The organism is Thermithiobacillus tepidarius DSM 3134 (assembly GCF_000423825.1).
GTDB classification, from domain to species: Bacteria; Pseudomonadota; Gammaproteobacteria; order Acidithiobacillales; family Thermithiobacillaceae; genus Thermithiobacillus; species Thermithiobacillus tepidarius.
Map to the genome: position 1 here is coordinate 249,898 of NZ_AUIS01000003.1, position 22,786 is coordinate 272,683.

Annotated in this window: 23 protein-coding genes and 1 pseudogene; 11 read left to right on the forward strand and 13 right to left on the reverse strand. The window is 66.6% G+C overall.

The annotated features are described in order from the left end of the window. Nucleotides 1-153: 153 nt before the first annotated feature. Nucleotides 154-1,253, reverse strand: a protein-coding gene (locus tag G579_RS0101260; RefSeq protein ID WP_155989690.1) for an IS3 family transposase whose coding sequence is annotated in 2 segments (ribosomal slippage) — nucleotides 154-1,004 and nucleotides 1,004-1,253 — 1,101 coding nt in all. Because the reading frame shifts where the segments join, the coding sequence is not laid out codon by codon here. Between the two features lie 442 nt (nucleotides 1,254-1,695). On the opposite strand from G579_RS0101260, the gene G579_RS18000 reads away from it, so the two are divergent. The 6 genes from G579_RS18000 (at nucleotide 1,696) to G579_RS0101305 (ending at nucleotide 5,303) form a co-directional block, all read left to right on the forward strand. Next, nucleotides 1,696-2,085: a helix-turn-helix domain-containing protein gene (locus G579_RS18000; RefSeq protein ID WP_051180679.1), complete on the forward strand. Its 390-nt coding sequence runs from the start codon at nucleotides 1,696-1,698 to the stop codon at nucleotides 2,083-2,085. Between the two features lies 1 nt (nucleotide 2,086). After that, complete coding sequence (locus G579_RS0101280; protein ID WP_028988749.1) at nucleotides 2,087-2,581, forward strand: hypothetical protein; 495 nt, start codon at nucleotides 2,087-2,089, stop codon at nucleotides 2,579-2,581. 424 nt (nucleotides 2,582-3,005) lie between these two features. Then, nucleotides 3,006-3,191, forward strand: a complete 186-nt coding sequence (locus G579_RS18865; RefSeq protein WP_051180680.1) for a hypothetical protein — start codon at nucleotides 3,006-3,008, stop codon at nucleotides 3,189-3,191. Nucleotides 3,192-3,239: 48 nt separating this feature from the next. Next, a protein-coding gene (locus G579_RS0101295; RefSeq protein ID WP_155989691.1) for an IS3 family transposase occupies nucleotides 3,240-4,345 on the forward strand; the annotation gives its coding sequence in 2 pieces (ribosomal slippage) (nucleotides 3,240-3,498 and nucleotides 3,498-4,345; 1,107 coding nt in all). 23 nt (nucleotides 4,346-4,368) lie between these two features. Next, nucleotides 4,369-4,758: an REP-associated tyrosine transposase gene (locus tag G579_RS15145; RefSeq protein ID WP_408033210.1), complete on the forward strand. Its 390-nt coding sequence runs from the start codon at nucleotides 4,369-4,371 to the stop codon at nucleotides 4,756-4,758. 116 nt (nucleotides 4,759-4,874) lie between these two features. Further along, the gene (locus tag G579_RS0101305) at nucleotides 4,875-5,303 is read left to right on the forward strand and encodes a pyrimidine dimer DNA glycosylase/endonuclease V (protein WP_028988752.1); all 429 of its coding nucleotides are present in this window, start codon (nucleotides 4,875-4,877) and stop codon (nucleotides 5,301-5,303) included. 140 nt (nucleotides 5,304-5,443) lie between these two features. On the opposite strand, the gene G579_RS0101310 is transcribed toward G579_RS0101305, so the two are convergent. Next, nucleotides 5,444-7,573 carry a SulP family inorganic anion transporter gene (locus tag G579_RS0101310; RefSeq protein ID WP_028988753.1) on the reverse strand — a complete coding sequence of 710 codons (2,130 nt, stop codon included), beginning with the start codon at nucleotides 7,571-7,573 and terminating at the stop codon, nucleotides 5,444-5,446. Between the two features lie 490 nt (nucleotides 7,574-8,063). Here G579_RS0101310 and G579_RS0101315 point away from each other — a divergent pair, with 490 nt between their 5' ends. Together G579_RS0101315 and G579_RS19285 are read left to right on the forward strand one after the other, a co-directional pair. Continuing rightward, nucleotides 8,064-8,822 (forward strand): TerC family protein, encoded by a 759-nt coding sequence (locus G579_RS0101315; protein ID WP_028988754.1) that lies wholly within the window; start codon nucleotides 8,064-8,066, stop codon nucleotides 8,820-8,822. 200 nt (nucleotides 8,823-9,022) lie between these two features. Next, a complete protein-coding gene (locus G579_RS19285; protein WP_038017416.1) occupies nucleotides 9,023-9,334 on the forward strand; it encodes an Lpp/OprI family alanine-zipper lipoprotein in 312 nt (103 codons plus the stop codon). A 66-nt stretch (nucleotides 9,335-9,400) separates the two neighbouring features. Here the strand turns inward: G579_RS19285 and G579_RS19290 are convergent, their stop codons facing one another. From G579_RS19290 to G579_RS0101340, 5 genes and pseudogenes are all read right to left on the reverse strand, one after another. Next, entirely contained in the window at nucleotides 9,401-9,943 is a 543-nt protein-coding gene (locus tag G579_RS19290; RefSeq protein ID WP_211218622.1) for a methylated-DNA--[protein]-cysteine S-methyltransferase, read from the reverse strand. A 64-nt stretch (nucleotides 9,944-10,007) separates the two neighbouring features. Then, nucleotides 10,008-10,409, reverse strand: a pseudogene (locus tag G579_RS19670) (Ada metal-binding domain-containing protein); the annotation flags it as partial. A gap of 108 nt (nucleotides 10,410-10,517) precedes the next feature. Then, nucleotides 10,518-11,879 carry a glucose-6-phosphate dehydrogenase gene (locus G579_RS0101330; RefSeq protein WP_028988756.1) on the reverse strand — a complete coding sequence of 454 codons (1,362 nt, stop codon included), beginning with the start codon at nucleotides 11,877-11,879 and terminating at the stop codon, nucleotides 10,518-10,520. After that, nucleotides 11,876-13,711 (reverse strand): glycoside hydrolase family 15 protein, encoded by a 1,836-nt coding sequence (locus G579_RS0101335; RefSeq protein ID WP_038017533.1) that lies wholly within the window; start codon nucleotides 13,709-13,711, stop codon nucleotides 11,876-11,878. Before G579_RS0101335 ends, G579_RS0101330 begins: the two co-directional genes overlap by 4 nt. 196 nt (nucleotides 13,712-13,907) lie before the next feature. After that, nucleotides 13,908-14,528, reverse strand: a complete 621-nt coding sequence (locus tag G579_RS0101340) for an LUD domain-containing protein (protein ID WP_051180682.1) — start codon at nucleotides 14,526-14,528, stop codon at nucleotides 13,908-13,910. A 214-nt stretch (nucleotides 14,529-14,742) separates the two neighbouring features. Here G579_RS0101340 and G579_RS0101345 point away from each other — a divergent pair, with 214 nt between their 5' ends. Beyond that, the gene (locus G579_RS0101345) at nucleotides 14,743-15,720 is read left to right on the forward strand and encodes a hypothetical protein (RefSeq protein ID WP_028988759.1); all 978 of its coding nucleotides are present in this window, start codon (nucleotides 14,743-14,745) and stop codon (nucleotides 15,718-15,720) included. Nucleotides 15,721-15,894: 174 nt separating this feature from the next. On the opposite strand, the gene G579_RS19750 is transcribed toward G579_RS0101345, so the two are convergent. Then, nucleotides 15,895-15,978, reverse strand: coding sequence for a small membrane protein YohP (locus G579_RS19750; protein WP_456243242.1), 84 nt, complete (start codon nucleotides 15,976-15,978; stop codon nucleotides 15,895-15,897). Nucleotides 15,979-16,180: 202 nt separating this feature from the next. Between G579_RS19750 and G579_RS18870 the strand changes: the two genes are divergently transcribed. After that, on the forward strand, nucleotides 16,181-16,729 hold the full coding sequence (locus G579_RS18870) for a hypothetical protein (RefSeq protein ID WP_028988760.1): 549 nt from the start codon (nucleotides 16,181-16,183) through the stop codon (nucleotides 16,727-16,729). A gap of 21 nt (nucleotides 16,730-16,750) precedes the next feature. Here G579_RS18870 and rnk read toward each other — a convergent pair whose 3' ends face one another. Continuing rightward, the gene (gene rnk / locus G579_RS0101360; protein WP_028988761.1) at nucleotides 16,751-17,167 is read right to left on the reverse strand and encodes a nucleoside diphosphate kinase regulator; all 417 of its coding nucleotides are present in this window, start codon (nucleotides 17,165-17,167) and stop codon (nucleotides 16,751-16,753) included. Nucleotides 17,168-17,504: 337 nt separating this feature from the next. Here rnk and G579_RS0101365 point away from each other — a divergent pair, with 337 nt between their 5' ends. Next, nucleotides 17,505-18,467 (forward strand): HPP family protein, encoded by a 963-nt coding sequence (locus tag G579_RS0101365; RefSeq protein ID WP_038017419.1) that lies wholly within the window; start codon nucleotides 17,505-17,507, stop codon nucleotides 18,465-18,467. Between the two features lie 127 nt (nucleotides 18,468-18,594). Here the strand turns inward: G579_RS0101365 and G579_RS0101370 are convergent, their stop codons facing one another. From G579_RS0101370 to G579_RS0101385, 4 genes are read right to left on the reverse strand one after another with little or no spacing between them, the layout of a single operon-like run. Beyond that, nucleotides 18,595-19,308 carry an N-formylglutamate amidohydrolase gene (locus G579_RS0101370; protein ID WP_028988763.1) on the reverse strand — a complete coding sequence of 238 codons (714 nt, stop codon included), beginning with the start codon at nucleotides 19,306-19,308 and terminating at the stop codon, nucleotides 18,595-18,597. Further along, nucleotides 19,305-20,540 carry a carboxylate-amine ligase gene (locus G579_RS0101375; protein WP_028988764.1) on the reverse strand — a complete coding sequence of 412 codons (1,236 nt, stop codon included), beginning with the start codon at nucleotides 20,538-20,540 and terminating at the stop codon, nucleotides 19,305-19,307. The genes G579_RS0101370 and G579_RS0101375 overlap by 4 nt, the downstream gene beginning before the upstream one ends. Then, entirely contained in the window at nucleotides 20,537-22,006 is a 1,470-nt protein-coding gene (locus G579_RS0101380; protein WP_028988765.1) for a RimK family protein, read from the reverse strand. The genes G579_RS0101375 and G579_RS0101380 overlap by 4 nt, the downstream gene beginning before the upstream one ends. Beyond that, on the reverse strand, nucleotides 22,003-22,728 hold the full coding sequence (locus G579_RS0101385; protein ID WP_028988766.1) for a hypothetical protein: 726 nt from the start codon (nucleotides 22,726-22,728) through the stop codon (nucleotides 22,003-22,005). The genes G579_RS0101380 and G579_RS0101385 overlap by 4 nt, the downstream gene beginning before the upstream one ends. Between the last annotated feature and the right edge of the window lie 58 nt (nucleotides 22,729-22,786).

Consider the following 22,786-nt stretch of genomic DNA (forward strand, 5'->3'; position numbering starts at 1 on the left):
ACTCCGCGGCCCCTGTTGGTTTATAATGGCCTGGAAGATGCTATAGGGACTTAAGGCGGACGAGCGGCCATTGAAAAATGATCAGTTAACCTCTATATTAACCACTAGGCAGACTGTAAATGGGTGTGACCTGAGTATGGAACTTGTAGCCAATCAGGCAGTGAGTCCGGGGTGGATGGTATCGGGTTCCGACCAGTTCCGGCGAACGGTCGCCGGGGGCTTGTAGCCATGGGCACTGTGCGGCCGCTGCTCGTTGTAGAACTGCCGCCAACGTTCGATCAGCACCTTCGCTTCGGCGCGGCTGCGGAACCATTCCCGGTTCAGCAGCTCGTCCCGAAGCTTGCCGTTGAAGCTCTCGACGAACCCGTTCTGCCAGGGGCTACCCGGCGCGATGAAGGCCGGGCCGATCGCCGCGTCGCGCAGCCAGCGCATCACCTTGGCCGCGGTGAACTCGGCGCCGTTGTCGGAGCGGACAAAGGCCGGTTTGCCGTAGATCCGCATCAGTCGCGACAGGGTCAGGATCACGTCTTGCGCCCGCAGGCTTGCCCCGACTTCGATCGCCAGGCACTCCCGGGTGTATTCGTCGATCACGCACAGCATCTTCAAGGCGCGTCCGTCGACCATCTGGTCGTGGACGAAGTCGTAACTCCAGACCGCATTCGGGCGAACCGCGCCCGGCAGGCGGATGTCGTTGCCGGAACGGCGGCGGCGCGGCCGGCGGCGGGGAATGTTCAAACCCAGCTGGCGCCACAGGCGCCGCACCCGGGCCTCGCCCAGGTCCAACCAGGCCGCCATGCGGCGATACCCGAACCGCGGCACCTTCGGCGACGCGGCCAGCAGCCGCTCGGCCACCGCCTGGTCCTTGGCGGCCTGGCGCGGGGCGTAGCTGGCGATGCGGCGGCTCAGGCCCAAGTAACGAAGGGCCTTTCGCTGCGAGATACCCCGACGGACCAGCACCTGGACCGTGTCGCGTCGTTCCGACGGGGTCATCATTTTTTTCGGACGATCTCCTTCATCCCGTCGATGACCAGCATCTGCTCGGCCACCAGCCGCTTGAGCCGGGCGTTCTCGGACTCGAGGTCCTTGAGCCGCCGGGCGTCGGGCACGTCCAAGCCTCCGAACTTGTTGCGCCAGCGGAAAAAGGTCTGCTCGGTCAGGTTGTGCTTCTTGCACAGGGCCTTGATCGACATGGCGCCGACCTCGGCCTCGCGCAGGATGCCGATGATCTGCTCGTCGGTGAATCGCTTCTTCATGGAGCTCTCCTTGCCTGTTAAGGGTAGAGAACTCACCAGCCAAATGGCTACACGATCCGTCTCAGGTCAGGTGAGCATGTCGGCAACAGGCTGACCATCCGGTATTGCGATGGAGCGGAAGCAAGCCTGCAAGAAGCGCTCAGGCACATACCGGCGCACCTAAAAGATCGCTGCATCGCTCAGTTCGTGGCCCGGCGCAATCTCTTGGCTGATGGGGAGCAGATGCGGAAGCCGGAACACTTCAACACGGAAGGAGCCTTGCCAGACGGCGGCAACTTCTTTGCAATCAAAACCACTCAGGGACTACGTGCCTATGGGTGGTTTTCTAGTCGACATAGGCACGTATTCTTCATCAGCCACTTCGTATTCAAGAATTACGACAAGCTGAAAAGAGCCGATGAAGACTTGGTGCGTCGCAACTGGGAGAAAGAGGAGAGATAGGATGGCAGACATTTTTGATCAGTGGCTCCAGGAATCTCCAGAGCATGAGCGCCTAGTCAAGCAGGAAGAATTGATTCTAGGTGTCACGGAAAGAATCTGGGCAGCTATGGAAGAATTGGGGGTAAGCAAGACCCAACTCGCTGAAGCCTTGGGCACCAGCAAACCTAACGTGACGCAACTGCTCAACGGCACACGCAACCTGACGCTGAGAACGCTGTCGGACATTGCTTTTGCCTTGAACCTCAAAGTCAAGGTCAGGCTGTGCAAGACGGATGACGAAGACCACGATCTCTGGAAAAGTTGGCAGCATATCACGTCAGTCCCGAGGCTCGGCATCCCTACTCACATGAACGATGGCGAAGAGTGGTCGTCGCCCGCCAAAGCCGCTTGATATGAGCACCACGGACCCGCTTCAGCAGGCTATCAAGTGTTTGGCCATTCAGGACGTATACTTGCGGAACACTGCGGTAGAGCTGGTTGGCGATTTTGATCCACTGCTCGCCCAGCAGGAGTTGCTAGTTCAGTTCAAATTTAGGCCGAAGGCGTTCGAGACCTTGGACGTTGGGCCAAGTTCCGGCGAAGATACCCTGAAAATGCTGCGGGTCGTGCTTGAGGCAGGCATGCGATTTATTGATCCCGCTTTTGAATCAGCCGGCGATGGCGAGAAGGAACCTGCCGAGAAGTACATTAGAGCTATTATCTCCGCTGAGTTTGTTGCGGACTATCAAATTCTTTGTCCCGACCTGCCTCACGAAGCGTTTGAGGCATTCGCCAAAAAAAACGCCGGCTTCCATATGTGGCCCTACTGGCGTGAGTACGCGCAAAGCATGTGTGCTCGGATGAGACTTCCGCAGGTCATGTTCCCCATGTACCAAGTGCCAGCATAGACTAGCCCGCCATCCGGCGGGCTGTTTCGTGCCACTCATATACGCCTGGGCCTCAAGTCGCCCGTTCCGACTCAATGCTAATCCCGTTACACACGCGTCAGCGCGGCGCAGTCCAAGCTGTATACCCCGCCTGGGTCCGCTCCACAGCGCGCCACTCAGACGCCACAATCTACTTAACCCGTCCCGCAGATAAACAGTGGAGTCACAGAGGGAATGGGGTCATGTCTTGCATTGCGCTGTATAACTTGCATCGGATCATGCGGGCGAGGGCAGTAAGCGTAGGTTGGGCTGAGCGCCGCGAAGCCCAACAGCCCCCTCAAGCGGCCTAGCCCCCTCTCTCAAACATCGGCCGTTGGGCTTTACTTCATGCAGCCCAAGCGACAGAATCGTCGTAGATCTCCAATGAGAAGGCAACCGCCCGCCCATGCGTTATCGGCGCTCCAACACGCCCGGCGCGACGTATTTCTTTACCGTGGTGACGCAGCACCGCCGGCCGATTCTGTGCCTGCCGGAGAGCGTGGACCTGCTGAAGGGCGCCATGCAGGCGGTCAGGCGCGCGCACCCCTTCCAACTCGATGCGCTGGTCCTGCCGACGTCCCCCCTGGATTGAGTAGCGGGTCGCTTTGGAGTCCAATTCTCTAACCGAAGGAGATTGGACATGAAGAAGCGATTTTCGGAAGAGCAGATCATTGGTTTTCTGCGGGAGGCGGATGCCGGCATGGCGGTGAAGGATCTATGCCGCAAGCACGGCTTCTCGGAGGCGAGCTTGTATCTTTGGCGCAGCAAGTTCGGTGGGCTGGAGGTCTCGGAAGCCAAGCGGCGCAAGGCCCTGGAAGCCGAGAATGCGCGGCTGAAGAAGCTGCTGGCGGAGTCACTGCTGGAACAGGCGGTGACCCGCGAGGCCTTGCGAAAAAAGTGGTAGGCGCACCGGCTCGTCGCGAGTTGGTGCGCTGGATGAAGGAGCGGGGCTTGACCGAGCGCCGCGCCTTGAGGGTGATAGGCATGAGCGCCGCGAGCTTGCGATACCGGCCAGCGCCCGATCAGAACGCGGCCCTGCGGGAGCGGATTCAGGCCCTGGCCCACCGCCATCGGCGCTACGGGACGGGGATGATCTACCTGAAACGGCGCCAGGAGGGTCAGATGGTCAATCACAAGCGCGTGGAGCGACTCTATACCCAAGCCCATCTGCAGGTACGCCGGCGCAAGCGCAAGAAAGGGTCCGTGGGTGAGCGGCAGCCGCTGGTGCGGCCCGCGACGGCCAATCAGGTCTGGTCCATGGACTGCGTGTTTGACCGCAGCGCCGATGGGCGCGTCATCAAGTGCCTGACCATCGTCGATGATGCCACGCACGAGTCGGTGGCCATCGTGCCGGAACGGGCGATCAGCGGCCAGCAATTGACCCGCATCCTCGATCGGCTGGCGGCAACGCGTGGTCTGGCGCAGGTGATCCGGACCGACAACGGCAAGGAGTTCTGTGGCCGCGCCATGCTGGCCTGGGCGCAGGCCCATCAGGTGGCGCTACGACTGATCGAGCCGGGCAAGCCCAACCAGAACGCCTACATCGAGTCGTTCAACGGCAGATTCCGGGATGAGTGCCTGAACGAACACTGGTTCCTGACCCTTGAACACGCCAAGGTGCTCATCGAGGCCTGGCGACAGGAATACAACGAGGAGCGGCCGAAGAAGGCCTTGGGCGGACGGACACCCGCCGCCTATGCAAAACACCTGGCCGAGAAATCGACTACACTGGCGAACGGACTCTAAACTACACCGCTACTCAAATTGGGGTGATGTCGCTGCTGCCGGAGCATCTGCACTGCCTCTGGACCCTGCCGCCGGGTGATCACGATTTCCCGACGCGCTGGAACCTGATCAAAGGCCATTTCACCCGCCATTGCCCGCCGGATTTCAAAACGCCGCCTGATGCCGCGCGCACCCGCAAGCGGGAGCAGGCGGTGTGGCAGCGGCGCTATTGGGAGCACCGGATTCGCGATGAGGCGGATTTTGCGCGACATTGCAATTACATCCATTACAATCCGGTGAAGCATGGGCTGGCGCAGCGGGCGGGGGATTGGCCCTGGTCGACTTTCCGGCGCTTCGTGGCGCAGGGCGTATACGCGCCGGATTGGGGTGATGCGGTGTGGACAGGCTCGCCCAACGGCGAATTTGGGGAATAAGCCGAAGGAAGCGTTGGGCTTCGCGGCGCTCAGCCCAACCTACGCTGCCAACCCATCATTCCACCGGACCTGCGCGAAAGCTGCGCAGCCGGTGAATTCAGACGTTGGGCTAGAACATGCGGCTTTGGTCATTGCATCCCAAATATCTCGATCCGCAAGGTCTCATGGCGCTGTGGCGGGAAGCGCTCCTGGCGCAGGCCGTACTGCGCGGGGAAACGCGCGGCTACCGCCACCATCCACAGCTCGACCGCTTCAAGCGGCACGCAGCACCACTCGCGGCGATCTCGCTGTACCTCCAGGCCGTTCATGCAGAAGCCGAGGCCCGCGGCTATTCCTTCGACAAGAGCAAGATCCAGGCAGCAGGAGAACAGGCCATCCTTACGGTTACGTCCGGCCAGATGGAATACGAGTGGGCGCACCTCATGGCCAAGCTGAAGGTGCGCAATCCCGCGCTTTATCAGAAGTGGCGAGCAACGGCGGCGCCGGAGGCGCATCCCTTGTTCAAAGTCTGTGCTGGTAAAGTGGAACCGTGGGAGCGTCCATGACGCATCGTTTGGTAGAGCGCAACAAGCCGCGCCCCTGGGCTGGCGTGCTTGATGCGCGGCGCCACGCCCGGCGCTTATGGCGCCTTGGGAGAATTGCGAACTGACGGCCGGCCAAATCGCCCGCCGGCCGTGTACCCGCCCTACTGGCTCACCGCCCGGCCGTCCGGCAGCGATTCATCGGCCATCGGCGCTTCCCGAAGCTCCCGCCCGAGCAGCGCGCTCAGGGCCTGTTCCTTGGAGTCGTACAGGTTTTCCGCACCCAGGAACGCCGCCAAGCCGCCGGCCTCGAAGGCGTCGCGGACCTGTTTCTTGAGGCCGCTGAAGGCGAGCGTGACGCCGGCTTCGCGCAGCACCTGGGCAATGTCGCGGATCTTTTCCTCGCCCGAGGCGTCGATGCGGTTGATGCCGCTGCCGACGATCAGCAGGGTGTCGGCCTTGGGGAAGCGAGCCCGCGCCTCCAGGATGATATCCTCGAAATAGGCGACATTGGCGAAGATCAGGGAGCCGTCGAAGCGGATGGGCACTACACGCTCGCTCACGGGCACGAGGCCGTGGGTGTCCAGGCCGGCGAATACGCCGTCCGGGCGCACCCCCAGAATCTCGGCGCGCGGCTTCATGGTCTTGACGAGGAAGGCGATGGCCGTCAGCAGGACGCCGATCAGGATGCCGCTGGCCATGGACGGCGCCATGAACAGGGTGGCCGCGAAGGTCACGATGCCGATGACCGCGCCGCTGCGCTCCACGTGCCAGGCGTGGATCAGCGGCCGCACGCGAATCAGGCCGAAGACCGCCATCATGACGATGACGGCCAGCACCGCCTGCGGCAGGTGATAGAGCAGCGGCGTGAGGAAGAGCAGCACCAGGACGACGGCCATGGCGCTGACGATGGCGAAGAGGCCGGTGCGGGCGCCGGCGCGCGCGGCCACCGCGGAGCGCGAGAAGGAGCCGCTGACCGTGTAGGCGCCGAAGAAGCTGCCGGCGATGTTTGCCAATCCCTGGCCCACCAGCTCCTTGTTCACGTCGACGCGCTGGCGCGTCTTGGCGGAGATGGCTTTGGAAATGGATACGGCTTCCATGAGACCGATCAGGGCCATCACCAGGGCCGCGGGTAGGAGCGGAATGATTGCATCCCAGCGGAACGCGGGGGCATGGAAGGTCGGCAGGCCGCGGGGAATCTCGCCCACCACGACGCCGCCGGCAGACAGCACGACCTTGCCATCCCGCACGCCGGCGAAGCGCCACTTGCGGCCGTCGGTCTCCACGCCGGCCGGCAGCCTGTCGGTGGGATAAAAGCGCATCACCCCGCCAGACTCGACGCCAGCGAGCGCAGCGGCATGGAGCCGCACCCGCCGCTGGTCGTTGTCGCGCCGGAGGAGTTTGGTTTCCGTGCGCAGCAGCTTGATTTCACTCTCCATGCGCATGAAATGCGTTTCCTTGAGGTCCTCGCCGCCCGCGTCCCGCAGCGCCTTGAGCTCGGCGCTCCTGGCGGCCACCGCCGCGTTGAGCTCCTGGATATTCTTTGCCGCCTGCTGGTAGTCCTGGATGAGCGTTGCGGTATCCCGGTCCATGATGGCGGTGGCCGGCACCTCGATCCGGCGCTCGAAGCCGATGGAGGCGCTCACCGCCGTCGCCACCGCCACGGCGATCAGGAGCACGGGCAGGCGCGGCGCGGTCCGGCTCAGCCACCAGATGAAGGCCCAGGCGCCGGCCGCGAAGGCCAGGGTGGGCAGATGCGTTTCCGGGAGCTGCGAGATGACGCCCCAGAGGTCGGCCAGGTAGAAGTCGCTGCGCGGCATGGGCACGCCGATGACCTGGTTCAGCAGCGACAGACCGATGATGAGCGCCGCGGCATTGGTAAAGCCGACCATGACCGGGCTGGAGATGAAGTTGACCAGGAGCCCCAAGCGGGCCAGCCCCAGCACCAGGCGCAGGATGCCGACCATGAGCGCGAGCAGGATGGACAGCTCGATGTAGGAGGGCGTGCCGGGCGCGGCCAGCGGGATGATGGCAGCGGCGGAGAGCAGGGAGAGCATCGCCACCGGGCCGGTGTGCAGCTGCGGACAGGAGCCCCAGAGCGCCGCCACGATCACCGGCACAAAGGAGGCGTAAAGCCCGTAGACCACCGGCAAGCCCGCGAGCTGCGCGTAGGCCATGGACTGCGGCACCAGGATGAGTGCGACGGTGATGCCGGCGACGAGATCCACGCGCAGCGAGTGGCGCACCGCGGGCAACCAACTTAGAAAGGGAAAAACGGTTCTCAAGACGTTCATCTTTATCCAATGAATCCAATGATTGCTTTGAACAGCGGCATTGGCGGGTTCGTTTTTATCATCTATATCTCGGCCCGGCCAGACGGCTTCCACCCATTGAGAGCACCCGTCCGGGGAAGCGCACGGGAACCGGCGGCGGGTACGGTCGGCACCGCGTTCTACGTGGAAGCGCCCACGGCCGGCGGATGGCATCGTGGCACCAAGGCTTTCTGCCGCGTCGGCGGGCGCCTGCACCCAGGAGCTTGCCGGACCCTGCGGATACCGGCATCCACCAGCACACCAGATTTTGTAGGTTGGGCTGCCCGAAGTAAAGCCCACGAAAGAAGCAAGTACCCGGGATGTGGCGCCAGAGCATCATCGGCTTGGCAAAGCGCAGCTGGCCGCGTAGCCGGCCTTGGTCGGCTTTACTGCGCGCGCTCCAGGCGCCACAATCCCGCTCTGTACGGGACGCCCGTCCCAAGATAAACAAAATCGGAGAGGACCCCCACCCATGGAATTCCTGGATGCTTTTACCAGTCCCGAGCTGCTGCTCGCGCTCGTGACGCTCGCCGCGCTGGAGATCGTCCTTGGCATCGACAACATCATTTTCATTTCCATCGTCACCGGCAAGCTCCCGGCACATCAGCGGATACCTGCCCGGCGCCTGGGCATCGGCTTGGCGGCGATCACGCGCATTCTGCTCCTCTTTTCGCTAACCTGGATCATCGGGCTGACCGCGACCCTCTTCGAGGTCTTCGGCAATGCCATTTCCTGGCGGGACATCATCCTCATCGGCGGCGGGCTCTTCCTGATTGCCAAAAGCGCCATGGAGATGCACGACAAGCTGGAAGGGCCCGGCCACGAGGGGCGGCGGGTCGGCGTGCCGCTGGGCTTCGGCGCCGCCATCCTGCAGATCCTCATGCTGGACGTAGTCTTCTCGCTGGACTCGGTGATCACAGCCATCGGCATGGTGGACCGACTGGAGATCATGGTCGCGGCCGTGCTGATCGCAGTATTGGTCATGGTGATTTTCGCCAATCCGGTCGGCAATTTCGTGGAGCAGCACCCCACCATCCAGATGCTGGCGCTGAGCTTTCTCCTGCTGATCGGCACAGTGCTGATCGCCGATGGCCTGGATTTCCACATTCCCAAGGGCTACGTCTACTCCGCCATCGCCTTTGCCACCGCGGTCGAGCTCCTGAACATCCGGCTCCGGAAGAAGAGCGAGCCGGTGAAACTGCACGATGCGACGCGGGAGGAGCAGCCGTAAGCATCCGGCGCGGGTCAGCCGCCTCGGGCGCCATGGCCGATGGCGCCCGGGCCGTCTGTCACAGCTTGTCAACGCCGGTCCGGCCTTGTCGCGCCTGTCAACCATTTGCCATAAAGCTGCGTTATACTACGTTTGGGTGCTACCGGCACCCGCTCAGGCTTTGATTGTGTCAGCTCAAATTACTGAAAAGGATAAGATCCATGCATAAGAAGCTGTCTACCGCTCTGAAGCTGTCCGCCCTCCTCCTGCCCCTCGGCCTGGCCGCCTGCGCCACCAACGGCGACCTGAAGCGCGTGGAGGCAACCGCCAACCAGGCCCAGACCACGGCCACCCAGGCCAACCAGACGGCCAACGCCGCCCAGACCACGGCCAATGAGGCGATTCAGCGCGCCAATCAGGCCCAGACCACGGCCAACGAGGCCATGAACCGGGTGAACCAGCTGCAGCAGCAGGCCGCCGCGCAGCCGGCACCCGCCATGGACCAGCGCTTCGGCAAGGCGATGAACAAGTAACGCCGCCTAGCCCGCAGGCCCGAAGGCCGGACCACTGGGTCCGGCCTTTTTTGTGCGCCGCCGCTGTCAATCGGCACGCCCTTCCGCCTCGCGCGCGAGCAGCGCACGCTTGCGCGCCACTCCCCAGCGGTAGCCGGAGAGCGCGCCGTCGGTGCGCAGCACCCGGTGACAGGGAATGGCCACGGCCAGCGGATTCGCGGCGCAGGCGCGGGCCACCGCCCGCGCCGCCTTGGGCATGCCGAGGCGGGCGGCAAGCTCCGCATAGCTCAGGGTGGCGCCCGGCGGGATCGCGCGCAGCGCCTGCCAGACCCGCTGCTGGAAGGCCGTGCCGCGGATGTCCAGGGGCAGGTCGAGGCTCAGGGAGGGCGCCTCGACAAGGCCGACCACGCGGGCCACCCACTGCTCGAATTCGGCATCGCCGCCGATGAGCTCGGCCTTGGGAAAGCGGTCCTGGAGCTCGCGCAGCAAGGCATCGGGATCGTCGCCGAAGGCGATGGCGCAGATGCCCTTGGCGCTGGCGGCGACCAGGATCGCGCCCAGCGAGCAGTCGCCGACCGCCACCCGCAGCGTGAGCCCAGCGCCGCCGGCGCGCAAGCGGCCGGGCGTCATGCCCGGCGACGCCGCGGCGGCCGCGTAGCCGTCGGGCGCGCTGGGCAGCCGCGTAGGCCTTCGGGGTGATGCCGGTGATGCGCTTGAAAAGCCGGTGAAAATGAAAGCGGCTCATGCCGCAAGCGGCGGCGAGGGCCTCGAGCCTGGGCAATTCCTCGCTGCGCTCCATCAGGCGGCAGGCCTTGGCCACCAGAGCCGCGTGCCGCGCGGCCGGCGCCGGCTGCCGCGGCTGACAGCGGCGGCACGGCCGGTAGCCGGCCCGTTCGGCGGCGTCGCAGCTCGCGTGGAAGCGGACGTTCTCCCGCCGCGGCCGGCGCGCCGGGCAGGACGGCCGGCAATAGACGCCCGTGCTGCGCACCGCGTAGTAGAAAAGCCCGTCCGCGCCGGGATCGCGGCGCAGCACCGCCGCCCAGCGCGCCTCATCGGTGGCGAAAAGTGCCCCCCTGCCCGTGTTCGTGCTTGCCATGACACCCTCCTTCCGGCCTCGTCTGCCGATCGTCTTGTCTGGACGATCTTCGCCCAAGGCGGCCGCGGATGCACCCCGTTTCTTGCCGGCAAAACCCCGCGGCGCGATTCAGGCCGGCCCGGCAGAACCGGCCGGATATTCGCGCAGCGGGGCGCGCCCGGCCTGCCAGGCACGGGTGATGGGCTCGATGATGCGCCAAGCTTCTTCCGCCTCGTCGCAGCGGATGGCCAGCGTGCAGTCGCCCCGCAGCGCATCGAGCAGCAAGCGGCTGTAGGCGGGCAGCGGCGACTCGGCCAGCGGGCTGTCGAGCACGGCTTCCTGCAGGTAGAAGCGATCACCGGCACCCAGGACGTTCAGATTGAGGGTGACTCGCTCCTGCGCCAGCAGCAGACGCAGCACGTTGGGGGTGGCCTCGTTCTCTTCGAAGGCAAGGTGCGGCACCGGACGGAAGTGGATGGCGATCTCCTGGCGGTCGCGGGCGAGCGCCTTGCCGGTGCGCAGGATGAACGGCACCCCGGTCCAGCGCCAGTTGTCGATGAAGCAGGTCACCTGGGAAAAGGTTTCCGTGTTTCGGCGCGGATCGACGCCCGGTTCCTGCGCATAGGCCGGTACCGCCCGCGCGCCGATCCGCCCCGCGCCGTAGCGGGCGCGCAGGGTGTAGCGGTCCACCTCCTCGGGGGTGAAGCGCCGCACCGCCCGCAAGACATCCAGCTTGCGATCACGCAGGTCGCGCGCGCTCAGGCTGAGAGGCACTTCCATGGCGACCAGGCACATGAGTTGCAGCAGATGATTCTGGATCATGTCCAGCAAGGCGCCGCTGGCGTCGTAGTAGCCGGCGCGTCCCTCCAGGGCGAGGGTTTCCTCCCAGGTGATCTCGATCCGCGCCACATGCGCCGCGCGCCACAGGGTCTCGAAGACCCGGTTGGCAAAGCGCAGGCCGAGGAGATTCTGCACCGTCTGCATGCCCAGGAAGTGGTCGATGCGAAACACCGCCGCCTCGCCGAACTGCTCGGCGATCAGGCGGTTGAGGGCCTGGGCGGAGGCCAGATCCTGACCGAAGGGCTTTTCGATCACCAGGCGGCTGCCCGCGGGCAGGCCGGCGGCGCTCAGGCTGCGCATGGCCGGTGCATAGACGCTGGGCGGCAACGCCAGATAGGCTAGCAGCGCTTCGTCGTCCAGCGGCTGCAACGCCGCCGCCATTTGCTCCGCGTCGCTGACGTCGGCCTGGCGGTAGCGGAGCATGCCGATGACCGCGGCCCGGGCCGCTGGATCCAGATCGGCGGCGTGGCGGGCGAGCCGTTCGGCCATCTGTCGGCGAAAGGCCTCGTCGCTGCCCGGCTGGCGGGCGATGCCCAGGATCGCGAACCCCGCCGGCAACTGGCCCTGCGCCTGCAGGCGCGCCACGGCCGGCAGCAGATAGCGGGCGCTCAGGTCGCCGGCGGCGCCCAGGATCGCCAAGCGGCGGATCATGGCCGCCCTCCCCGCAGGGCGCGCGCCAGCTTCACGCCGCTGGCGATGAGGCCGACATGGCTGAAGGCCTGCGGGAAATTTCCCAGAAACGCGCCGCTGACGGGATCGATCTGCTCGGGGAGCAGGCCCAGGTCGTTGGCGCGGCCGCAAAGGGAGTCATACAGATCCATGGCTTCCCGCACCCGCCCTTGACCGCTCAGGTTGTCCACCAGCCAGAAGCTGCACAGAAGAAAGGCGCCCTCGTGGCCCGGCAGGCCGTCCGGCGACGCCGCCGGCAGATAGCGGTACAGCAGGCCGCCGCCGGCCCCGAGCCGCTGGCGCACGCACTCGACGGTGGCGACCATGCGCGGATGCCCGTAGGGCAGCACCCGCCTGAGCGGCAGCGCCAGCAGACTGGCATCCAGCCAGCCGTCGCCCAGGTACTCGGTCAAGGTGCCCTGCTGCGGATTCCAGGCCTCGCCGAGGATGCTGCGGCGGATGGCCTCGGCCTCCGTCCGCCAGCCGGCGATGTCACCGGGCAGGCCCAGGCGCTCGGCCAAGCGCGCGCCGCGGTCCAGCGCCACTTGGCACAGGGCGGCCGAATAGGTGAATGGATGGCCGACGGTCCGCACTTCCCAGATGCCGTGATCGGGCTGGCGCCACTCCGTCCGGGCCTGCTCAACGAACTGATGCAGGCGCGACCAGAGATGGGGCGTGATGCGGCCGCCCCGGCTGGCCCACTGATAGGCACAGTCGAGGATCTCGCCGAAGACGTCGTGCTGACGCTGCTGCGCGGCGGCATTGCCCCAGCGCACCGGCGCCGAGCGGCGGTAGCCCTCCAGGTCGCCATCCTCCCGCTCCGGCGGCGGCTGGGTGCCGTCCAGGCTGTACAGCACGCACGGACGGCCGGGGCTCTCCACGTCGTCGAGCACCCAGGCCAGGAACGCCTGGGCCTCATGGGTGAGGCCGACCCGGCGCAGGGCATAGACGGAGAAGGCGGCATCGCGAACCCAGGTGTAGCGGTAATCCCAGTTGCGGGCGCCGCCGATCGCCTCCGGCAAGGACGAGGTGGGGGCTGCGATGATGGCGCCGTTTTCGAAGTAGTCCAGCAACTTCAGGGTAACGGCCGCGCGCCGCACCAGCGGCGCCTGGGGACCTTCGTAGTCGAAGCGGCTGATCCAGGCCTGCCAGGCGGCGAGCGTGTCCTGCATGACCTCGTCGTGGGAGAGCGGGTCGTAGCGGTATGACCCGGGCGCCCAGGACAGCACGAAATGGGCGCGCTCGCCGCGGGTCAGGCGATAGCGGCCACGCAGCCCCTGGATGGGCACGGTGGCATGGAAACGCAGGGACGGATCGCCCGCGCAACGGATGCGCAGGCCATCGCCGTGGGGCTCGGCGGCGACCGGCCGCCGGGGCACCATGGCGACGCGCAGCGGCACCTCGCCTTCCAGCACATCGACACTGCGCAGCAGTTCGCCGCGCGCGGCCCTGACGCCCTCGCCCAACTCGGCGCCGCGCCGGAAGGTCATGGCATCGGTAACGCGCAGCACGCCGTCTGGCCCGCGCATCTCGGTGACCAGCACGCCGCTGTCGGGCAGGTAGTACTGCCGGGAGTCGGCAAGGCGCTCCGGCGCAATGGTGAAGGCACCGCCCCGGCGGGCATCGAGCAAAGCGCAGAAAATGGGTGGGGAATCGAAGCGGGGGACGCAGAGCCAGGCGATGGTGCCGTCACGCCCGACCAGGGCCGCCCCCGCCCCATCCCCGATCAGGCCGTGATCCTCGATGGGCAGGTAGCCGTCGGGCGCATGGGGCAGCGGCTTGAAAGCGGTCTGCAGGGAATGCGGTGCATCCATGATCACCTCTCGGCTCGGCATGCGGGATGGCCGGCCGCCTTCCAGCAGGGAGATGGAAGCGCGCGACCTCGGCAAGCGCCATGTCGCCTTTCGCGCTCGCGGACCCAGGCGTTGCGCACGGGACAACAGGGAAAGCGGCCAAGCGGACAAGCGGGTTCCGGAAAGCGCGGCGGCGCATGTGGCGGCAGTCTCCGCCTCAGAACCCGAGCCTTTCCTTGACGAGGATCATCGTGATGCGGCCGGGCGTCGCCTCCTTGCGGATCACCAGCACCTTGTTGACGCCGCTGCCGGCGCCATAAGCCTTGCGGGCGCGCGCATCCTCGTGGGGCAGGCTGTACTCGTGGATGCGCCGCATGCCCTCGGCGAAGTCCTTGACCAGCTTCTGCGCGCCGACCACCCAGATCACGCGCGCGGCGCCGTAGGCATAGGCGGGCAACTGGCTGCCAGTGGCCGAGGCGATCAGCACCGTGCCGTCCTCGGTCACGGCGTGGACGCTGCCGACGGCCCAATCCGGACCGGCGCCGAGCTTGCGCATCTCGCTGCCCTGGCTTTGCTTGTCCATGGCCGTCAGCCGCTTGCGCACCGGATCGTAGCGGCCGGATTCCATGATCTCACGGACGGCGCCGATGGCTTCGAGCGTCATGGAAGTCATGTTCATGACCTCCGCGCCGGCCGGCAACAGCTCGAAGAGCCGCTGCCTGGCCGCGGCGCCGTTCTCCACCACCAGAGCGTCGATGCCGTGCTGCTTGAGCGCGGCGACGGTGCGGTCGATGCGCTCCTGGCTGGCGACCACCTCGAATGCTTCGTTCGCTTGCATGATGCCTCCTGCATTCGCAGGCGACCACCCCGGCCACCCGCTCCGAAAATGGTCGCGCTTGCGAGCGCAACTGGCGATCCGACCAAAGCAGCCCTTGCCGGGCACCTGGGCAGATGCCGAAAAGTGCCTATCTTTTAGGCCAGCGAGGCTGGTCACCAGCCTGTCCGCGCCCATAACAAAAAGGGGAACACATGATCCGGCCCGTTTTTTCACCGTGCCGCTGCTGCTGGCTGCATCCCTGCACGCCCACACCGCGCCCAAGGACACGGTGCAGTTGAGCTACGCCTGGCCCGCGCACCTGGAGAGCCAAGTGGACTTCGTGTCCAGGAGCAGCAAGATCACCGGCAAGCAGGAAGAAAGCCTCGCCATGACGGGCAGCTACCGGATGCGCAGCGTGCCGGTGGCCGAGGGGCTGCGCATCGACTTCGACGAGGTGCGGGTGGACATCCAGAATACCGGCATGACCGCGCAGAAGCTGGACGATTTCCAGCGGGCCCTGCTGAAACTGACCAGCGTCAGCCCCAGCTACATCGTCAGTCCGGCGGGCGAGTACGTTCGCACGGACGGCCTGGATAGCCTCCACGGCCGGATCAGGAGCTATTTCGACGAGACCGTGCAGAACGCTTCGGGCGGCCGGGAGCTGCCGCCGGCTGCCCGGCAGGTGATCGAGGGGCTCATCAACTCCCTGTTTTCCAAGGAACAGCTGGAAGCCATGATTGCCGAGGACTGGAACCGCAGCGTCGGCGCCTGGGCGGGCGGCGAATTGGCGCGGGGCTCGGTGTACCGGACGAACCTCACCTCGCGGGTGCCGATGCTGAACAACGCGGCTGTCCCCATGCGGACCTCCATCCGCTATCTGGGCCGGGTGCCCTGCCATGCAGCAGACCGCGCGGTGGGCTGCGTCGAGTTGGAAATGCGCAGTCTGGCCGATTCCCAGAAACTGGCCCAGGCCATGGGCCCGTTCATGGCCCGCTTCGAGCGGTTGACGGGCAGCCAGCTGACGATCAAATCCATGCGCGTCGACTACCGGGCCAGGCTAGTCACCGAGCCCGGCACCCTCCTGCCCCACCGCGTGGAATCCCGCAAGGTGAGCGCGATGACTATGGTCCAGGCCGGGCAGGCGCAAACCGCGCGGCAAACCGATGAGCTGCAGATGACCTACCGCTACATCCCGGCGACACCGGGTCGGTGAGCGCAAGAACGGGATCCCATGGCTTGCCGAGCGCGCTGCCGACGCCGCAAGCGGCATTCCAAGGGCGGAATACTACGGAACGTCATCAGCATCGCCGGCCATCTGCGGGACTGAGCGGCTGCCGGGCAGGCACCCCGCCCGCCCGGCGACACTCGGCAGCCATCGAAAAGTGCCTCAGAAAATCATTTTGAGCACGCCCGTAACTACCAGCAGCCCAATCAAAAAAATGATGAAAACGGTCCAGCCGATGAATTTCAACATGCTGCCCTCCATTTTATTGATCATTGTCCTCTCATCCTTCGACCCCGATTGCCCTCATGGCGTTTCCCAGGTCCGACCAGGGTCTTAACCGGCGCGCCGCAACGTGAAAACGCTGCCTTTTATGAACCACCTCGGGATTTTGCGGGTCCACTGAGTAAAAGGCTGATTTACTCCATCAGCGGAGCAACAGGAGGGGATCATGTCGATCGTGGAAGATGTGTTCAGAGGCGGGAAAGTGGCGCTGGGGCTGGCGGCGCTGACCGGAATGGCGGTCTTCAGCGGCATCGTCCTGCCGGTGGCCAAAGCCGTGCTGCAACCGGCGGCCCGGGGCCTGATCGGCGGGATGGCGGGGCGCGACCGGCGGGCCGGCGCCAGCATGACGCAGCCGGTACCGTCAGCAGCGACGCCAGAGGCCTTCATGGGCGAGTCCGGCACCACGGCGCGCCAGCCGGCCACCGCCACCCCACCCGTGGTGGAGTTGCCGGTCGTGGAGCGGATTGCCGCCCGGCGGCCGGCAGCGGTGGAGACGGAGGCGTGGCATCCCGGCCTGCCGGACCGGCGCGTGGCTGCGAAGGCTGACCGACGGGTCGGCATCGACCGGCGCGTGGCCGCCACGCCGGCGAAGAAACGGCGCAGCCGCAAGAGCGCGCCGGAAGCGGCGTGGCACGCCGGCATGCCGGACCGCCGCACGGCGGGACATCACCGGCGCTCGGCCAGCGGCGACCGGCGGGCGGGCGCCTCCCGCTGAAGCGGTGCCGCCCTCCGGCACTCAGAGGTGGTAGTCGCCCGCGGCTTCGGGCTGGTAGAGCACCGCCTCGACCCGCATCGCGCGCCGGCCGCCGGGCACCTGCCACTCGACCACCTGCCCGACGCTGGCCCCCAGCAGCGCGGCACCCATGGGTGCCAGCACCGAGATCTGCTTGCGGCCGGCATCCGCATCCTTGGGAAAGACCAGCACGTAGTCCTCGCTCTGCCCGGTCTGCGTATCTTGGAGGCGCACCTGGGAGTTCATGGTCACCACATCCGGGCGCACGTCTCTGGGTTCCACCACGTGCGCCTGGTCGAGTTCCGCTTCCAGGCGGTCCAGGTATTCGTAGTCGCGGTCGCTGGCCGCCCGCGCCGAGCGGATCATGCCCTCCAGGCGCGCACGATCGAATTCGGTGATGTAGATATTGCTTGCAGCCATTGCCTGCTCCTTTTGTGCACGAGAAAAGCCGGAAAAAGGACGAGAATGGGGCGCCACGCACGCGCGGTCGCCCCGCTAGGAGCGCGTGGCGAGGCTCTCTTGCGGGTGGGACGGCAGACTGGAAAAACGAAAAAACAGCTTGGGTGACAACGATCGACTCGACTGGCGCTGTGCAACAAAAAACGAGTACCTGTTTAGCATCATAGGCAGCCACAGCTTACTTTACAAGCCGACTCGGGACTATCCGCCACCCGGTGGGTTGACGAACCCGGACTGGACAATCTATGTTTGCGCTCCCCAAAAAACTCTGTCTCAGGCGAGAAAAAATCCACCAGCCATGTCGCACAAAAACCTGAAAACTCTGGCGTCCCTGCTGGGCGTGGAGTTCAGTCCGGTCAGCCACGCCGAACGGCTCATCTCCGCGCTGGGCGGCTTGCTCGGCATCCTCGGCGTGATCTGGATCAGCCAGCATTTCGTGGGCGCCCACGCAACCGCCCTGGTCGTGGCGTCCATGGGCGCGTCCGCCGTCCTGCTTTTCGCCATGCCTCACGGCCCACTCTCGCAGCCGTGGCCGCTGGTGGGCGGCAATCTCATTTCGGCCGCCATCGGCGTGGCCTGTGCCCGCCTGGTTCCCGACGAAATGCTGGCCGGAGCGCTGTCGGTCGCCCTCGCCATCGGCGCCATGCACTATCTGCGCTGCCTGCATCCGCCCGGCGGCGCCACCGCGCTCACCGCCGTGCTGGGCGGCCCCGCGGTACACGAGCTGGGCTACCACTACGTGCTCACGCCCGTGCTCCTGAACGTGAGCATCATCCTGCTGATCGCGATCGGCGTGAACGCCCTCTTCACTTGGCGCCGCTACCCCGCCGCCTTGGCGAAGAGCCGATCGAAGCCGGCGAATACGCCGCTCTGGCAGGGCGAACCGGAGGCCCGCTTCTCCCACGGCGACCTGGCCTATGCGCTGAGGGAGCTGGACTCCTTCATCGACATCAGCGAGGACGATCTGGCGCGCATCTATCAGCTCGCCGCCCGCCACGCCCAGCAGGCGGACAGCCTGGATCCGGAACTGATCCGTCTGGGCGGCTTCTACAGCAACGGCCGCTACGGGGAAAGCTGGGCGGTGCGGCAGGTGATCGACGTGAACGGCACGCCCGACGCCCCGCAGGGCACCATTGTCTACCGGGTGGTGGCCGGCAAGGGTGCCGGCCGTGCCGCCGCCTGCAGCCGGGAGGAGTTCGCCCGCTGGGCCAAGTACGAGGTCGCCAACCAGGAAGGCTCCTGGCAGCGTCTGGCGGGCTGAGCCGCCTGGCGGCATTCCCGCTTGGCCGAACCCCATCGCGGGCCAGCCCGCTCCCACATGCCGGCACCGCGCGTAGGAGCGGGCTGGCCCGCGATAACGCTGCCGCCCTCGCCGGGCGGCATTGCGCCTACCCCTCCCCCGGCGCCGCCAGCGCCTCCCGCAGCGTCGCCACCAAGAGCTCCCGCAACGCCCGCCAGTGGCGCCCGCCCGCCCAGACGTGCCGCTGATTGACCTCCAGCTCGATGCCCACGTAGCGGTCCGCCGGAAAGCGTCGGCGCAGGTAGGTGGTGAAGCCGTCGGCACGGCCGGCATAGGGGTAGTTGCGGCGCACCCGCAGATCGCGCGCCCGCGCCCGCAGGATGGCCTGCCAGCGGCCGCAGAGGGCGGCCTCGCTGGGCCGCGCCGGGTCGTAGAGCAGACCGACGTCGGCGCGGCGCTCGACGCCGTCGAGCACCGGGGTGAAGCTGTGGGCGGCGATGTGCAGTACCCGACCGCCCTGCTCCAGCAGTGCGGCGACCTGCGCTTCGGCCCGCCGGCGGTAGGTCAGATAATAGCGTGCCAGAATCTCGCGGCGCACGGCGGCGGGCGCCTGCCGGGTGGCCTCGGAATAGAGGCGCGGATGGCCGATGGAGCGGTTGAGGTCGACCAGCAGGCGGCTGGTGGTGGAAACGACCAGGGGCGCGTCCAGCGCCGCGGCCAGGTCGCGGGCCAGGCGCAGGGCGCCGGGATCGTAGCCGCGATGGCTGTGCAGCAGGGTCTCGCGGCCCTCGAAGAGCGGTCGGTAGCGCGGTGGGATGCGCTTGCCGCCGTGCTCGCAGGTGATGAGAAAACGGTCGCTCACGGCGCCCCGGCGAAGAGCCGCCCCGCCGCCAGGCAGTCGCACAGCTCGCGGTAGACGGCCTCCAGGCGCGGCCGTTCCCAACCCGGCCCCAGGGCGCGCTGGATGCGGCGGGCGAGCGGCCCCTGATCCAGGATCACCTGCAGCGGTTCCCGCCAGACCTCCCGCTCGCCGGCGCTGCTCCACAGGGTCGCTTCAAGCAGGTGCCGCCACAGCTCCCGCGCCTCGCCGCGGCGCCCGGGGAAGCCGAGCAGCCGCAGATAGCCGGCATCCTCGATCACCGTCCGCTCGGCGTCGCGCATGCAGGCGCGCAGGATGGCCGCCAGCGCCTCGGTGCCGATGGCCTGCTGCGCGGCCAGCGGTGCCCAGCGGGCGTCATAAAGAGCCTGGATGGCGGCGGCGCTGGCGGCGGCGATGGCGAGGTCGGCCTGCGGGCACTCCTGCATGTCGATGACGCGGATCTCGATGGCGCCGCGCTCGAAATGGGCGATGGCGCCGCGGGCGTTGAGCCACTCGTGCTGCAGCACGCCGCCGGGATCGAAGGGTGCGATGTCGCGATACATAGGCGCGAGAATGCGCTCCTCATAGTCGGCGCGGCTCGTCACCGTCTCCGGGATCACCAGGCCGGTGATGGACGGGATTTGCAGGGCATTGCTGCGGTAGGCTTCCAGGCGCAAGTCCAGCAGGCCGGCGGGGCGGCCAGCGGCAATGGGCGAGCTGGCAGCCAGGGCCGGCAGGATGGGCAGCAGCAGCCGGACGGCGGCGTGCAGCCGCGCGAACTCCGCGTCATCGGCAAATGGCAGGTTGAGCTGCATGCTCTGCAGGTTGGCCCAGCCGTGCGCCCGGCAATCGAAGATGCGGTCGAAGGCCTGGTAAATCTCGGCATTGTCGTGGGGCCAGAGCCGGGTCTCGGTGCGCGGGTCCATCCACGGATGCATGGCGCTCGGCATGAGCCGGGCGCCCTGCGCGGCGAGCAGGCCGTTGAGGTAGTCCACCTCGGCCTGGAAGGCGGGCGCGAGCGGCGCGAGCGCGGGCGCGGGCTCGGCGTTCTTGAGCTCGATGAGGTGCAACACCAACTCGTTGGACCAAGCCAACTGCCCGCGCTGCATTTCGTTGCCGCCGCCGGCAGCGCGCAGCAGCCGATCGGCGATGGGCCGCACCGCCAGGGTGCGGCGGTCCACGATCATGTATTCGAGTTCGACGCCGTAGCCGGCGAAAGCGTGCAGCGCGCTCATCGCGGCAGACACCGCTTGTGCGCCTCGATGCGGCGCAGGAACACGCCCATGATCTCGCGGTACAGGGCGTCCTTGAGCACGCTGTCCTCGCAGCCGGCATCCACGCTGGGGTTGTCGTTGACCTCGATGACGTAGCAGCGGTCGCCCACCTGCTTGAGATCGACTCCGTAAAAGCCCTCGCCGATGAGATTGGCGGCCCGCAGGGCGGCCTTTACCACCTCCTCCGGCGCCTCGCCCACGGACAGGGTGCGCGCCGGTCCCTCGACCAGCTTGCGCTCCTCCTCGCGCTTGATGATCTGCCAGTGCCCAGCCGCCATGAAGTATTTGCAAACGTAGAGCGGGCGCCGGTCCAGGATGCCCACGCGCCAATCGAACTCGGTGGGCAGATACTCCTGGGCGATGATCAGCTCCGATTTTTCCAGCAGCTCGCCCGCCTTGGCGAGCATCTCCTCCGCCGACTCCACCTTCACCACGCCTTTGGAAAAGGCGCTGTCCGGCTGCTTGAGCACGCAGGGCAGCGCGATCTGGGCGGCGATCTGATGCACGTTGTCCCGGTGCACCAGCAGCGTCCGGGGCGTGGGCACGTGGTGGCGGGCCAGCAGTTCGGCCAGGTAGACCTTATTGGTGCAGCGCAGGATGGAATCCGGATCGTCGATCACCACCAGCCCCTCGGCCACCGCGCGCCGCGCAAAGCGGTAGGTATAGTGGTTCACGGCGGTGGTGTCGCGGATGAAGAGCGCATCGAACTCGGCCAAGCGGTCGAAATCCACGCGGGTAATGAACTGCACCTGCATGTCCAGGGCAACCGCGGCCTTCTCGAACTTCTGCAGGGCCTTGGCGTTGGACGGCGGCTCGGGATTGGCGGGATCATGCAGGATGGCCAGGTCGTAGCGCGGCGCGGCGCGCTTGCGCAGGCGCCGCTTGCGTCCGGCGAAATGGTCCAGGGCCGCCTCGACCACGCATTCGTGATGGGAGAGCGGGATATCGGCGGGAGCGATGGGCTGCACGCGGCGCATGCGCCATTGGCCGTTGTGGCGATCGAAGTAGGCACGCAGCAGCGGCGCCGGCAGGAGGCTGAAAATCTGCTGGCAGAGCAGGTCGTAGCGGCCCGCCACGTTGCGGCCGAAGTAGATGCTGAGTTCGAATGCGTTCGACTTGATGGGCGCGAACAGGCGCTGGATCAGCTCGTCCAGATCCTCCGTCAGAAGCCGCACCACGTTCGGCGACTGCAGATCCTCGATGGCGCTCACGGTGGGCAGCGGATCGTGGCCGCGGGCCTCGGCCAGCAGCGAGACGTAATAGCCGAAGCTCTGGTAGCGGTAACGGCTGCACAGGTTGAACACCTTGGCATCGCGGTCCTCGCCGAAGGCGGGGTCGGTCAGATAGGCCCGCGCCGACACGACGGTCACACCGGGAATGTCGATGGCCCAGTCGCCGGGATCGCTGACGACGAAGAGCAGGCTCATGCACGCCCCGGCCGGCGCGGATGGATGACCAACAGGTTGGCATCGTGGGTGACGATGCCCAGCAGCACGGCGTCGACCACCCGATCGATGTTGATCCAGTACTCATGCGCCGGACCATAGGGGTGCGGCCCGTAGGGATCGACCACCAGCAGGGTGCGCTCCGGCCGGTTGTAGCCGGCAATCACCACGAAATGCCCGGCCGGCAGGCCGCGCACGTCGTCCGCCTCGTCGTTCGGCCCGTATTCCCGCGCGGTGCGGTAGAGATAAGTGGAGCTCAGGCCGGTGAGGATCGGCAGACCCCGGCGCAGCAGGCCGCGGATCAGATGACGCGACAGATCCACCAGCCGCAGCCGCCCGCCGAGGCCCAGGAACTCCAGATAGCCCTCGGTGGCGTGGTGCAGCCGCGGATCGCTCTTCAGCTCGCGCTGGCGGCGCAGGCGCTCGGCGATGTCCACCCCGGGCCGCGCGAACCAGGTGGGGTCGAACACCGTGAGATTGTAGGTGTAGATGGTGGCCTGATAGCCTTTGCGCAGGGCGTCGCAGGCCAGGAACACGGCGAAGGTGCCGCCGTGCTCGAGCCTGCGGGTGCGGGGAATGACGGCCTCCAGCGCCTCCTCCTCGCCCCAGTAGCGGTACAGGGCATGCAGGCAGGTGGGGCCGCAGGTGGTTTCGTCCGGCTGCGGCAGGATCTTGACCGGCAGGCGCAAGGTGGTCGGCAGCATGGATGGCACACCTCCTCAAAATGAAGCTGACTTGATGATGCCGCAACGGCACCGGAAA